Origin of the sequence: Mesorhizobium intechi (assembly GCF_002879535.1) — a bacterium.
GTDB classification, from domain to species: domain Bacteria; phylum Pseudomonadota; class Alphaproteobacteria; order Rhizobiales; family Rhizobiaceae; genus Mesorhizobium; species Mesorhizobium intechi.
Genome location: NZ_PNOT02000047.1, coordinates 1 through 12,621, shown reverse-complemented (window position 1 = coordinate 12,621; position 12,621 = coordinate 1). Strand labels below are relative to the sequence as shown.

General features: G+C 64.5%; 15 protein-coding genes. 3 read left to right on the top strand and 12 right to left on the bottom strand.

What is annotated here, in order from left to right; all coding sequences use genetic code 11:
- Positions 1-287 (top strand): cell cycle transcriptional regulator TrcR (locus tag C1D09_RS04260; RefSeq protein WP_143973144.1); only part of this gene is annotated, 287 nt, incomplete at its 5' end.
- 60 nt (positions 288-347) lie between these two features.
- Here C1D09_RS04260 and C1D09_RS04255 read toward each other — a convergent pair.
- The 4 genes from C1D09_RS04255 to C1D09_RS04240 form a co-directional block, all read right to left on the bottom strand.
- Positions 348-1,067, bottom strand: coding sequence for a helix-turn-helix transcriptional regulator (locus tag C1D09_RS04255; protein WP_095201249.1), 720 nt, complete (start codon positions 1,065-1,067; stop codon positions 348-350).
- A gap of 66 nt (positions 1,068-1,133) precedes the next feature.
- Complete coding sequence (locus C1D09_RS04250) at positions 1,134-1,541, bottom strand: hypothetical protein (protein WP_143973143.1); 408 nt, start codon at positions 1,539-1,541, stop codon at positions 1,134-1,136.
- Between the two features lie 67 nt (positions 1,542-1,608).
- Positions 1,609-2,199 carry a DJ-1/PfpI family protein gene (locus C1D09_RS04245; RefSeq protein ID WP_143973142.1) on the bottom strand — a complete coding sequence of 197 codons (591 nt, stop codon included), beginning with the start codon at positions 2,197-2,199 and terminating at the stop codon, positions 1,609-1,611.
- An 84-nt stretch (positions 2,200-2,283) separates the two neighbouring features.
- Entirely contained in the window at positions 2,284-2,451 is a 168-nt protein-coding gene (locus tag C1D09_RS04240; protein WP_143973141.1) for a hypothetical protein, read from the bottom strand.
- 290 nt (positions 2,452-2,741) lie between these two features.
- Here C1D09_RS04240 and C1D09_RS04235 point away from each other — a divergent pair, with 290 nt between their 5' ends.
- Together C1D09_RS04235 and C1D09_RS04230 are read left to right on the top strand one after the other, a co-directional pair.
- Positions 2,742-3,695 carry a ring-cleaving dioxygenase gene (locus C1D09_RS04235; RefSeq protein ID WP_143973140.1) on the top strand — a complete coding sequence of 318 codons (954 nt, stop codon included), beginning with the start codon at positions 2,742-2,744 and terminating at the stop codon, positions 3,693-3,695.
- Between the two features lie 98 nt (positions 3,696-3,793).
- The gene (locus C1D09_RS04230; RefSeq protein ID WP_080643995.1) at positions 3,794-3,955 is read left to right on the top strand and encodes a hypothetical protein; all 162 of its coding nucleotides are present in this window, start codon (positions 3,794-3,796) and stop codon (positions 3,953-3,955) included.
- Between the two features lie 28 nt (positions 3,956-3,983).
- Here the strand turns inward: C1D09_RS04230 and C1D09_RS04225 are convergent, their stop codons facing one another.
- The 8 genes from C1D09_RS04225 to C1D09_RS04190 all read right to left on the bottom strand — a co-directional run.
- Positions 3,984-4,697, bottom strand: a complete 714-nt coding sequence (locus C1D09_RS04225; RefSeq protein ID WP_143973139.1) for an SGNH/GDSL hydrolase family protein — start codon at positions 4,695-4,697, stop codon at positions 3,984-3,986.
- 83 nt (positions 4,698-4,780) lie between these two features.
- Positions 4,781-5,518 carry a DUF899 domain-containing protein gene (locus C1D09_RS04220; protein ID WP_143973138.1) on the bottom strand — a complete coding sequence of 246 codons (738 nt, stop codon included), beginning with the start codon at positions 5,516-5,518 and terminating at the stop codon, positions 4,781-4,783.
- Positions 5,519-5,684: 166 nt separating this feature from the next.
- Positions 5,685-6,710 carry a class I fructose-bisphosphate aldolase gene (locus tag C1D09_RS04215; RefSeq protein WP_143973137.1) on the bottom strand — a complete coding sequence of 342 codons (1,026 nt, stop codon included), beginning with the start codon at positions 6,708-6,710 and terminating at the stop codon, positions 5,685-5,687.
- A gap of 231 nt (positions 6,711-6,941) precedes the next feature.
- The gene (locus C1D09_RS04210) at positions 6,942-8,138 is read right to left on the bottom strand and encodes a phosphoglycerate kinase (protein WP_143973136.1); all 1,197 of its coding nucleotides are present in this window, start codon (positions 8,136-8,138) and stop codon (positions 6,942-6,944) included.
- Between the two features lie 158 nt (positions 8,139-8,296).
- Entirely contained in the window at positions 8,297-10,180 is a 1,884-nt protein-coding gene (locus C1D09_RS04205; protein ID WP_143973135.1) for a potassium/proton antiporter, read from the bottom strand.
- A 183-nt stretch (positions 10,181-10,363) separates the two neighbouring features.
- Positions 10,364-11,374, bottom strand: coding sequence for a type I glyceraldehyde-3-phosphate dehydrogenase (gap, locus tag C1D09_RS04200; protein ID WP_019861626.1), 1,011 nt, complete (start codon positions 11,372-11,374; stop codon positions 10,364-10,366).
- Complete coding sequence (locus tag C1D09_RS04195; protein WP_143973134.1) at positions 11,371-11,577, bottom strand: hypothetical protein; 207 nt, start codon at positions 11,575-11,577, stop codon at positions 11,371-11,373. Before C1D09_RS04195 ends, gap begins: the two co-directional genes overlap by 4 nt.
- A gap of 8 nt (positions 11,578-11,585) precedes the next feature.
- Positions 11,586-12,621, bottom strand: a 1,036-nt coding sequence (locus C1D09_RS04190; protein ID WP_281288541.1) for a transketolase-like TK C-terminal-containing protein, incomplete at its 5' end; no start/stop codon positions are given.

Sequence of the window (12,621 nt, the reverse complement as noted above, 5' to 3'; positions counted from 1 at the left end):
AGATCCGCGAACGCAAGCACTGGAATTCGGCCAATCTGCAGCCGATGGATCCGGTGACGCTGGGTCTCGCCTCGCAGATCGACCTCGACATGGAAGTCAACCGCGCCTCGCGCGGCCGCGAACAGGCGCAGCCGGTCGGCGACACGCTGCTGCCGGCGGCCCTGACCGAGCGGCTGGTGCCGGCCCCCGAAAAGCCGAAGGACGAGGATGCCGAACTCGACGCCAACGCCGTGTTCGCCAAGCTCTCGGCGCTGAAGTCGAAGAACGAAGACGCTGACGACGAATAAGGTCCGCGACAGTTCACGAAAAGCCCGCTTCGAGCGGGCTTTTCTGTTCCATATGCAATCTCAGCTTCGCGCCACGCGGTCCGGCGCCATGCCGTAATCCTCGCTGCGCTCCACGGCCCGGTAGAAGTCGGCAAGCTGCTTGCCGCGCTCCGGCTTAAAGATGCGCCCGGCGATCACCACCGAGGCGATGCGGTCGATGCGGAAGGCGCGGAAGTCGTCACGCATCTCGCACCAGGCGACCAGCGTCCACACCTTGCCCCAGAACCAAAGGCCGAGCGGCCTGATGTCGCGCGCGGTGCCGCGCCCGGCCTCGTCGCAATAGTCGATGGTCAGCACTTGCCGCTTTTCCACCGCACGCTCGATCAGGTCGATCGCCTCGCGGGCGGCGTCGCTGACCACCCACATCGGCGTGTGGATCTCGGTACGGGCAATGCGGTCCTTCTCGGCATCGGGCAGTACCGCGCCGATCTTGACCAACGCCTCGTCGGCTGCCCGTGCCATGGCGGCGCCGCCAAAGGCGCGCACCATGCGCGCGCCGGCAACCAGCGCCACGATCTCGTCACGTGTGAACATCAGCGGCGGGAGGTCGAAGCCCTCCCTCATCATGTAGCCGACGCCGGCCTCGCCGTCGATCGGCACTCCCGTCGACTGCAGGTCGGCAATGTCGCGATAGATCGTTCGCTCGGAAACCTCGAGCCACGTGCCGAGCTTCTGGGCGGTGACCAGGCGGCCACCCCGCAGATGCTGCACGATCTGAAAGAGCCTGTCGGCGCGGCGCATCGTTTTGCTTCCCCAGTGTTGTTGCCGGAGCGTCTCCAGACCGGAGCCACTTCCAGACGACATGCATTACGGTTTCAGTCCTTCGCGCTTGCGCTGGGCGGCGACGAATTCCGCTCCGAAAGACAGTTTCTTCGTTGTCGGCGTCTTCGCGTCGAGCACGCGCCAGAAGGGCGCGATGTCGCTCAGCGTCATGCCGCGCTCGAGGTCTTCCCTGGCGGCTTCGGCAACCGTGCGCAGGTGATAGCCGATGGTCACCGGACATGTCACTTCGGCGCCGTATTCGATGGCGAGAGCCGTGCGCAGTGCACGGACATCCATCTCGACGCCTTCGGGAATCGAGCGGATGAAAGCGTCGACCTGGCGAGCCGTCGGCACCAGCATCGGTTGCCCCTCTACCACGTCACCCACCGTGCGCGGCGTTGGTTTCACGCCGTTGATGCCGGGCGTGTTAAGCCTGTCGTTCCAGCTCTTCATCGGTCGTTCTCTCGGCCGGCCATGCGCATTATCCCATCATTGCACGCCCCCTCCTGACAGCATACTGTCAGGAGGCTTCAGCATATTCCCTGGCAAACATCGTCCGCATCCGCGCGAGATCGCCGCCTCTTTCGGGATAGAGGGTCTTCAGAAAGGCAAGCGCAAACGTGCCGGGCGCAGAACCCGGCGCGGATACGATTTTGCCGTCGGCGACCGCATGCGGCACGTCCTGATAGTTGCCATCGCCGACATAGCCGGCTTCGTGTCCGTTGATCCAGTCGCGGCCATTGCTGGTATGTTTGGCTTGTTCGAAGATGCCGGCTCGGGCCAGTGCCAGCGTACCGGCGCAGATGCCGCCGACGACACCACCGCGCGCTGCGACGGCATTGAGCAGTTGAGCGACATCTGGCGACGTCTTGCCCGCCCACCGGTCGGAGCCGATGACGGCGACTGCGTCAAGGTCGGCATTCTCTTCGACGCCAGCCGAACGGTCAGGCGTCAGCCGAAAACCGCTGATCCCTGTCACCGGCCTGCCTCCGAGGCTCAACGAAACAGCGTCGGCGCCGAACCATTCAACCGCCGAGGCAGCCAGCAAGCCGTATTCCCAGTCGGCAAAACCTTCGATGAAGACGAAGCCGATTTTCTTCTGATCAGGCATAAGCTCGCTCCGTCCCCCAGCGCGCCGCAGCTATATCTGGGCATTGGCGCGCACATGTCCAATATCAATGTCGAAAAATTCGCTTCAATTGCTGTGGGAGCGACGTTCCGCATACATATCGGGCCAGCCGATATCCTTGCGGATGTCCGCGGGCAGTGCGTTCATGAAACGCTGCGTGCGAATTTCGTTGCGCATGGTGCGAACCTTGCCGACATAGTGCTGCATGCCGCGCAGGATGGCGAGACCGTTCATGGCTATTCTCCTCTCTCTAACTGGAGGCAGTATCGCACACCCCTCCTGACAGCAGTCTGTCAGGAGGATGGCAGGGCGCGCGACGATTGTGCCGCTGGTGGAAATTCTCGTCAGCCCTGTCCTCGACCCAGCTTTTGCCAACGGAGGATTGTTCACCGCAAGGCCGCCTGTGGGTGCGCCATCGTTCAGTTGGGGGCGACGGACTGTCGGGATAGGCTGGCCTTCAGCGACATGACCGCAGTTCTGATATGGAGGGAGAAAATTCTTCCCCCAAAACCAGGGAGACGACCATGAGCCTGCAACTGACAGGAATCCACCATCTGACCGCCATCACCGCGAATGCGCCGGGCAATCTTCATTTCTATACGAAGGTGTTGGGCTTGCGGCTGGTCAAGAAGACGGTGAACCAGGACGACACGTCAGCCTATCACCTTTTCTATGCCGACGGCGAAGCGACGCCAGGCACCGATCTCACCTTCTTCGACTGGCCGGTTGGCCGCGAGCGGCGCGGCACCCACAGCATCGCGCGGACCAGCCTCAGGGTCGGCAGCCCAGAGAGCCTGGCCTGGTGGAAACAGCGCCTGGCCGGCGAAAACATCGTGACAGGAAAGATTGGCGATATGGGCGACTACCCGTCGTTCGACTTCGAGGATCCTGAAGGCCAGCGTCTGCGGCTCGTCAGCGATGGCGGCAGGGGCGGCAGCCATCCCTGGGCGCAAAGCCCGGTGCCGGCCGAGCACCAGATCCGCGGGCTCGGGCCGATCGTCGTCAGCGTCCCCGACATCACCAACACCGAGGCGGTGCTGACCATGGTGATGAACATGCGCAAGGGCCGCGACTACGCTTCGCCGGATGGCGAAGGCCAGGTCCATGTCTTCGAAATGGGTGCTGGCGGGCCGGCGGCGGAGCTTCATGTCGCCGTGCAGCCCGGGCTGGCTCCCGCAAGGCAAGGCGCCGGTGCGGTTCACCATGTTGCCTTCAGGGCGCCGGACCAGGAGACGCTGCATCAATGGACCGCCCGTCTGGCCGAATTCCGCCTGCCGTCGAGCGGCGAGGTCGAGCGCTATTACTTCCGCTCGCTCTATTTCCGTGAGCCCAACGGCGTCCTGTTCGAAATCGCCACGGACGGGCCGGGTTTCACCGCCGACGAGCCGCTGGAGACGCTGGGCGAAAGCCTGGCTCTGCCGCCGTTCCTCGAACCGAAGCGCGCCTCGATCGAGGCGGGCCTCAAGCCGCTGAAGTAGTCGTCCTCCCAAGGACGGGGCACCGCGGTCCGGTTCGGCAACGCGCGCCCGTTCTTTCTCGGTTTTGACAGCGGGCCGCGTTGCTGGTCAAAGGCGGCATGACGAAACTCCTCGCCCTTGTCATCATCGGCTTCATGGTGATCCAGCTGATCAAACCGATCGGCTGGCCCGGGCTCAAGCGCCGCGGCGATTTCTGGAAGCTGGCGCTGCTGGCCATGGCCGCGATCTCGCTGGCAGCCGTGCTCGGGCATTTGACATAGGTCTGCGTGCCGCGTCGGCCGTCGGTGTTCAGCCGGCGAGCACCAGACCGACGAGATGCTCGGCCCAGGCGCGGTAGCCCGCCTCCGAGGCGTGGAAGCCGTCCGAGGCGAAACCCTGTTCGGGATTGGTGATCGGCAAGCGCGGGGCCGGCACCGCGCCGCGCTCCAGACAGAGCCGTTCACCCATCCGGTTCATGGCGGTGGCGCGGATTTCGAGGATCTTGCCGAGCAGCGGCGGCATGGCCGGGGCCCGCGTGAACTCCAGCACCGGCGACCACACGACGCGTGCCTCCGGCCATTTGGCGCGCAGGCCGTAGAGCAAGCCGCCGAACTCCTTCTTGAAGCGCGGCACCGAATGAAAATTCTTGGTGTCGTTGGTGCCGATGGCAAGCACGATATGCGTCCACGGATCGGCCGACAGGTTGGGCAGGACATGATCGCGGATCTGGCCTGATGTCGCCGAATTGAAGCCGGCAGCGCGCCAGCGCACGGCTCGGCCGGTGCGCCGCGAGATCAGCACGGCAAGCTGCGCGGCAAGCCCATCCTCGGAATTGCCGATGCCGACCGAGGCGGCCGAGGAGTCGCCAAGCACCAGAAGCGAGATATCAGGCGCCTTGCCGGCGAGTTCGTGCATGACCGGTCCCTGTGCCGGCAGCATGCGCGTGGTGCGGCGGCGCACGCCGAGCCCCTGCCAGACATAGACGGGGAAGGCGAGCCAGGTGAGAGAGGCCGGGAAGCGCATGGCGGAACCGTGGAATGATCTGAGGCTGGCTTAGCGCATGTTTGGGCCGAGGTGAACGGATCCTTGCATCGCCGGCCGGTACCCTAAGGGCATTCATCGCCCCGCAGCGACCTGTTCCCATATTCATCGTGCAGCCGCACCCAGTCCATCAAGGTTCCGTAAGGACCGGTCTCGTCACGACCTTTCGGTGCAATGTCGAGATACTGATAGGCGCCGATGAACTGCTCGCTGCCGCGAGCGCGCGACATGAAGGTCAGGAAGACGTCACCGGTTTCGCCCTTGTAGAAGACAGTGGTGCCGGGCAGGTCCTTCGACGTCAGCACCGGTGTTTCGAAATTGTAGACCGCTTCGCCGGATGCGATCTGCTTGTCGGTGAAGGACACCTGCATATCGAAGTTGAAGTCCGACGCATAGGAAGAGACCCAATCGAACGTCCAGCCCATGCGCTGCTTGTAGGGCAGCAGCTCGGCCAGGGGCGCCCGCGATATGGTGACAAGCGATACGTCATGATGCCTGAGATGCCGGTTGGCGCCGTCCATATGGTCGGCGACGAAGGCACAGCTTTCGCAGTGATGGGCGGAGCCTGGCGCGAACACGAAGTGATAGACGATCAACTGGCTGCGGTTGGCGAAAAGCTCGGCCAGTTTCTTCGGCCCTTGCTCGGTCTCAAAGACGTAGTCCTTCCTTACTTTCAGCCAGGGCAGTTCCCGCCGCTCGGCCGCGACACGCTCGCGCAACCGCGTCAGTTCCTTCTCACGCGCCAGATGCGCCTTGTGCGCCTGGAACCAGTCTTCGCGTGAAACAACCTTGTTGCGATGCATGAATCTCTCCCTGTCTCTCATCCCAAGGACGTTCGGGACGAGCGCAAACCGACACCGCTGGCAACGCCCAGCGGAAATAGGGATGAGGAGGCCTTCCCCCAAATCGCGGACAACAAAAAACCCGGGCGCGCTGGCCCGGGTTTGAACGGAGATGGAAAAGCTGGGTTCAAGCGGCCTGTTCGAGGCTAGGCTTCCATTTTCCGAGCGCGGCCAGATAATTCATGTGGGCGCGATGGGTGAAGGCGGCCTGGCCGGCGGCGACGTTCGACGCCTTGCCGCTCCATGCCTTCTGCGGGGCAGCCTGCAGCGCGCGGCCATAGGAGAAGGTCAGCTTCCACGGATGCGGTCCGATGGCGTTGATGGCGTTGAGGTTGGCGGTTGCCTCCTCGTCCTCCTGGCCGCCGGAGAGGAAGGCGATGCCCGGGACCGCCGTCGGCACCGTCTCGCGGAACAGTTTTATGGTCATCTCGGCGACCTTTTCGGGACTGTCCACCGTCCCCGACTTCTTGCCCGAGAGGACCATGTTGGGCTTAAGGATCGTGCCTTCGAGCACGACGCGCGCCGCATGGAGTTCATCATAGAGCTTGATCAGCGTCGCCTTCGAGACCTCGTAGCAGGTGCCGATGTCGTGGGCGCCGTCCATCAGCACTTCCGGCTCGACGATCGGCACGATGCCGGCTTCCTGGCAAAGGGCGGCATAGCGGGCGAGCGCATGGGTGTTCGCGCTGATCGAAGTGGCCGAAGGCACGCCCTTGCCGGTATCGATGTCGATCACGGCGCGCCATTTGGCGAAGCGGGCGCCGAGCTTGTAGTAGTCGGCAAGGCGCTCACGCAGGCCGTCGAGGCCCTCGGTAACGGTGTCGCCGGGAAAGCCGGCGAGCGGCTTGGCCCCGGCATCGACCTTGATGCCGGGGATGGCGCCTGATGCCTTGATGATGTCGACCAGAGGCGTGCCGTCGGCCGCCTTCTGGCGGATGGTCTCGTCATAGAGGATGACGCCCGAGATATACCTGGTCATCGCGTCCTTGGCGCGGAACATCATCTCGCGATAGTCGCGACGGCTGTCGGCGGTCGATTCGACGCCGATGACATCAAAACGCTTCTTGATGGTGCCGGAACTTTCGTCGGCGGCCAGCAGGCCCTTGCCGTTGGCCACGATCGCGGCGGCAATGTCTTCGAGACGTTCGCTCATCATGCTTCTCCTGAAAGAGGTTCGTTCCGCGCTTAACGGAAGTCTACCGCCAAAGGAATGGCATCGGAAAGCTCGAATCGATTGAAAGTCCCGGGCGCGTCCTTGCCGCATTTCCGCGACGCCAGGCGTTTCCGCCTGGCTACCAAATGCACTTGAGCCTTGACGAAATTCCCAAGGGAAAGCGCTACGCGCTTTCCCGGGAAAACCGTTTCACAGTTTTCCTGGAATTGCTTAGCGCTTCAACACGTCGACGCCGGGCAGTGGCTTGCCTTCCATCCACTCCAGGAAGGCGCCGCCGGCGGTCGAGACATAGGTGAAGTCGTCGGCGACGCCGGCATGGTTGAGCGCCGCCACCGTGTCGCCGCCACCGGCGACGGAGACCAGCTTGCCGGCCTTGGTGCGCGCGGCCGCGTGCTTTGCCGCCGCCACGGTGGCGTGATCGAACGGCTCGATCTCGAACGCGCCGAGCGGGCCGTTCCAGACCAGCGTCGCGGCACGGTCGATCCATTCGCCGATCGTCTTCACGGTCTTTTCGCCGACGTCCAGGATCATGCCGTCGGCCGGCACATCGGCGATGGCAACGGTCTCGCAGGCGGCGCCCGCCTTGAATTCCTTGGCGACGACGCCGTCGACCGGCAGGATGATGGCGCAACCGGCCTCGGCCGCCTCGATCATGATCTGCTTGGCGGTGGCGGCAAGGTCATGCTCGCACAGCGACTTGCCGACATTGGTGCCGCGCGCGGCAAGGAAGGTGTTGGCCATGCCGCCGCCGATCACCAGCGCGTCGACCTTTTTCACCAGGTTCATCAAGAGGTCGATCTTGGTCGAGACCTTGGCGCCACCGACGATGGCGACGACGGGGCGGACCGGATTGCCCAGCCCCTTCTCCAGCGCTTCAAGCTCGGCCTGCATGGTGCGGCCGGCAAAGGAAGGCAACAGATGCGCCAGCCCTTCCGTGGACGAGTGGGCGCGGTGCGCCGCGGAAAAGGCGTCGTTGACGAAAATGTCGCCATTGGCGGCGAGCCGCTCCGTGAAGGCCGGGTCGTTCTTCTCCTCGGCCTTGTAGAAACGTGTGTTTTCGAAGAGCAGCACATCGCCCTTGTTCATGGCCGCGACGGCGCTTCCAGCTGTGTCGCCGACGCAATCCGAGGCAAAGCCGACGGGCCGGCCGAGTACCTCGGCCGTCGCCCTGGCGATCGGTTCGAGCGAGAACTCCGGCGATGGTCCATCCTTAGGCCGGCCGAAATGGGCGAGCAGGATGACCTTGGCGCCCTTGCCCGACAGTTCGGCGATGGTCGGCGCGATGCGCTCGATGCGGGTGGCGTCGGTGACCTTGCCGTCGGCGACGGGAACGTTGAGGTCGACGCGCACCAGCACGCGCTTGCCGCTGATGTTGCCGATATCGTCCAGTGTCTTGAAGGCGGCCATGCGGGTTCCTTTCCTCGGAAAAATCGCCGGGACCATACCCCGCATCGGTGACGATGCAAGGCTTTGGCCGCGATGCGGCGCGAAATTTTGAGGCGGGCGGGAACATAGTCCGTGAAGATCGCCCCATGATGACGGGGCAAGGCAAACGATCGCTCTTTTCAGCTCCCTGTCGTGGCCTTTTCAACCGGCGGCACGGGCGGCTCGTCTTTTTGTGCCGCCGCCTCCCGCATGTCGGTCGGCTTGCGCCAGTTGCGGATGAAGGCGCTGAGACGGTCGCCCATTTCGCCGGCGCTCAGGAACACCGGCACCCGCGCCACCGGCGCGGTAGGCTCGAAGGAAAGACCCAGGCCCGTGATCCTGCCCTTGTCGTCGACATCCCTGACGATCAGTTCGATCGAGCCGATCAGCACGCGATCGGCATATTCGGCATGGCCGCCGAGCCGCGCCGTGACCAGCGCGCCGACGGTGAGCTTCTGCTCCGCCTCGGTCAGGCCCGGAGCGTAGGCTGCCTCGAGCTCGGCGGCGGAGCGCGCCGGGTCGACGGCGAAGGCGCCGAAGAAGTCGGCATCTTCCGGGTCGACCACCGCGCGGCTGGCGAACAGCTTGTCGAGCAGGCGCGGATAGCGGTCCGGCACGAAGATGTAGACCTGGTCGCCGGCAGCGAGCCGGCCCATGTCCTGGAAACGCATCGAGCGGCCGTCGCGCAGCACCAGCGAGGGCCGCGCCCAGCGCGGAATGCGCTCGCCGCGCGCCACCGGGCTGCCATGCGCAACGCGATAGGCAAGGAGCTCGTGGTGGGCGGAGCCGGGGAGCTCGAGTTCGACCTTGTCGAGTGGGCCAAGGCGGGCCGGCACGATGAGGCCGAGGCGACGCGCCAGCGGGCCGACCGTCCAGCCCTGGATGACAAGCGACACCAGCACGATGATGAAGGCGGCGTTGAAGATGGTGCGGCCGTTCTCCAGCCCGCCAAGCAATGGTGTGATGGCGAGCAGGATCGAGACGGCGCCGCGCAGGCCGACCCAGGAGACGAAGGCGACTTCGGGGCGCGGCAGGCGGAACGGGATCAGGCAGAGCCAGACAGCGACCGGGCGGGCGACGAACATCAGGAAAAGGCCAAGCGCTATCGCCGGCACCATGATCGCCGGAAATTGCGAAGGGGTGGCGAACAGCCCGAGGATCAGGAACATGATGATCTGCGCCAGCCATGACATGCCGTCCTGGAAACGCTTGAGGATGGTGACGGCGCGGATGTCGGAATTGCCGGCAATGAGGCCGGCGATATAGACCGCCAGGAAGCCGGAGCCGCCGATGGCGCCGGCGGCGGCGAAGACCATCAGCGACAGGGTCAGCACGAAGATCGGCAGCAGGCCGTGGTCGAGATTGAGCCGGTCGACGAGGCGGACAATGGCAAGGCCGCCGAGTGCGCCGACGATGGCGCCAAGGCCCATATTGACGATGAAGCCGAGGATCAGGCCGGTGACCAGGACATCGGTTTCGGGGTTGGCGTGGGCCGCGATGACCTCGACCAGGGTGATGGTCAGGAAGATGGCGATCGGGTCGTTGGTGCCGGATTCCACTTCGAGCGTCGAGCGGACGCGCTCACGCAGGTTGATCTCGCCGGCGCGCAGCAGGAAGAACACCGCCGCGGCGTCGGTGGAAGCCACGGCAGCGCCGAGCAGGAAGGATTCCAGCCAGCTGAGGTCAAGCAGATAGTAGGCCGCCGCGCCGAACAGGCCGGTGGTGAGAAGCACGCCGAACGTCGCCAACGAGAGCGCCGGGCCTGCCGCCTGCCGCAAGGCGTTGAGCGGTGTGCCGAAGCCGGAATCGAACAGGATGACCGCCAGCGCCAGTGAGCCGGCAAAATAGGCGATGCGGGCATTGTCGAATTCGATGCCGAGGCCGTCGGTTCCGGTGGCGAGCCCGATGCAGAGAAAGAGCAGCAGGAGAGGGGCGCCGAAGCGGAAGGCGATCAGGCTCGAGAACGCGGCGGCGACAACGAGCGCCGTGCCGACCAGCGTGACGAGATAGATCGCATGCTCCATCCGTGATTTGCCCCTCGAATTCCTCTTTCTTCTCGCTTTGCGGGAGAGTGGGGCGAAGGCATGGCCAGTGCAAGGCGGCAGGGTGGTTTTTTGCCCTGCGCCGCTGATTTTCGTCGCCGCTCCGGCAAATGAAAACGCCCGGACGAAGCCGGGCGTTTCGGATGTCGCGAAGATGGTCCGCGATCAGGCGATGGTCTTGCCGAAGGCGACGGCGGTGTCGCCCATGCGGTTGGAGAAGCCCCACTCATTGTCGTACCAGGACAGCACCGAAACGAAGTTGCCGTCCATCACCTTGGTCTGGTCGAGCGCCATGATCGAGGAACGCGGATCATGGTTGAAGTCGATCGAGACATTCGGGTGATGGGTGACGCCGAGAATGCCCTTCAGCTTGCCGTTGGAAGCGGCGATGACCGCTTCGTTGATTTCCTGCACCGTGGTGGCGCGCTTGGCGATGAATTTGAAGTCGACGACCGAGACGTTCGGGGTCGGCACGCGGATCGAGATGCCGTCGAGCTTGCCCTTGAGGTCGGGGAGCACGAGGCCGATGGCCTTGGCCGCACCCGTCGAGGTCGGGATCTGCGACAGGGCCGCCGCGCGGGCGCGGTAGAGATCCTTGTGCATGGTGTCCAGCGTCGGCTGGTCGCCGGTGTAGGAGTGGATCGTCGTCATCATGCCCTTTTCGATGCCGACCGTCTCATGCAGCACGGCGGCCAGCGGCGCCAGGCAGTTGGTGGTGCAGGACGCGTTCGAGATGACGATATGGTCCTTGGTCAGCTTGTCGTGGTTGATGCCGTAGACCACGGTCAGGTCAGCACCATCGGCAGGTGCGGAGACCAGCACGCGCTTGGCGCCGGCGGTCAGGTGCGCGGCGGCCTTGTCGCGGGCGGTGAAGATGCCGGTGCATTCGAGCGCGATGTCGACGCCGAGTTCCTTCCACGGCAACTGCGTCGGGTCCTTGATGGCGGTGACCTTGAACTTTTCCTTGCCGACGGTGATCTGGTCGCCGGACACCGACACCTCATGCGGGAAGCGGCCGTGAACGCTGTCGTAGCGCAGCAGGTGGGCATTGGTCTCGACCGGGCCGAGGTCGTTGACGGCGACGACGTCGATGTCCTTGCGGCCGGATTCATGGATGGCGCGCAGGATGTTGCGGCCGATGCGGCCGAATCCGTTGATGGCAACTCTGACGGTCATTTTTCTCTCCCTGGGAGCTGGAAGGCTGACGATGGGTCCGCAGCTTCATAGCGGCGGACGGGCAAAGAATCCAGCCAAACCGACGCGGATTTAAATCGATTAGGTTGGGCCAGCCCCGCGAAATCGCTTTGCGCGGTTTCGCCGGGGCTTTTTTGTTTGTGCATGCCGTTATCCCAAAACCGCGACATGGTCTTGGGCGGCATGCATGGCCTTACTTGGCGTGCAGGCGCGCTTCCGCCGCCTTGGCCGCCGCCTCGGCGGTGATGCCGAAATGCGGGTAGAGCTGCTCGATGGTGCCCGAGGCGCCGAAGCCCGTCATGCCGACGAAGATGCCGTCCGAGCCGATGAGATGATCCCAGCCCTGACGGATGCCGGCCTCGATCGCCATCTTGATCGGCGCGTTGCCGATCGTCTTCTTGCGGTAGTCGTCGCTCTGCTTGTCGAACAACTCGAAGCAAGGCACCGACACGACGCGGGTCGGGTGGCCATGCTTCTCGAGCAGGTCGCGGGCGCCGAGCGCAATCTCGACCTCGGAGCCGGTGGCGAAGATCGTCACCGCCGCCTCGCCGCTGGCCGCGGCCAGTTCGTAAGCGCCCTGGCTGCTCAGGTTCTTTGCCGAGTGCTCGGTGCGCACCGCCGGCAGGTTCTGGCGGGTCAGCGCCAGCGTCGACGGCGTTTTTTCGGATTCGAGCGCGATCTGCCAGCATTCCGCGGTTTCCACCGCGTCGGCCGGGCGGAAGACATTGTGGTTGGGAATGGCGCGCAGGGCCGCCAGATGCTCGACCGGCTGGTGGGTCGGGCCGTCTTCGCCCAGACCGATGGAATCATGGGTCATGACGAAGATCGAGCGGATACCCATTAGCGATGAAAGCCGCATCGACGGGCGGGCATAGTCGGAGAAGCACATGAAGGTGCCGCCATAGGCGATGAGGCCGCCATGCAGCGTCAGGCCGTTGATGGCCGCGGCCATGCCATGCTCGCGGATGCCGTAGTGGACATAGCGCTGGCCATAATCGTCCGGCGTGATGTTCTTGGTCTGGCTGGTCTTGGTGTTGTTGGAGCCGGTCAGGTCGGCGGAGCCGCCGATGGTTTCCGGCACGGCGCCGTTGATGACCTCCAGCGCCATTTCCGACGATTTGCGGGCGGCGACCTTCGGCTTGTCGACCGAGAGCTTCTTCTTGTAGTCGGCGATGACGGCGTCGAAATTGGACGGCAGCTTGCCGGCGAGGCGGCGCTCGAACTCGGCC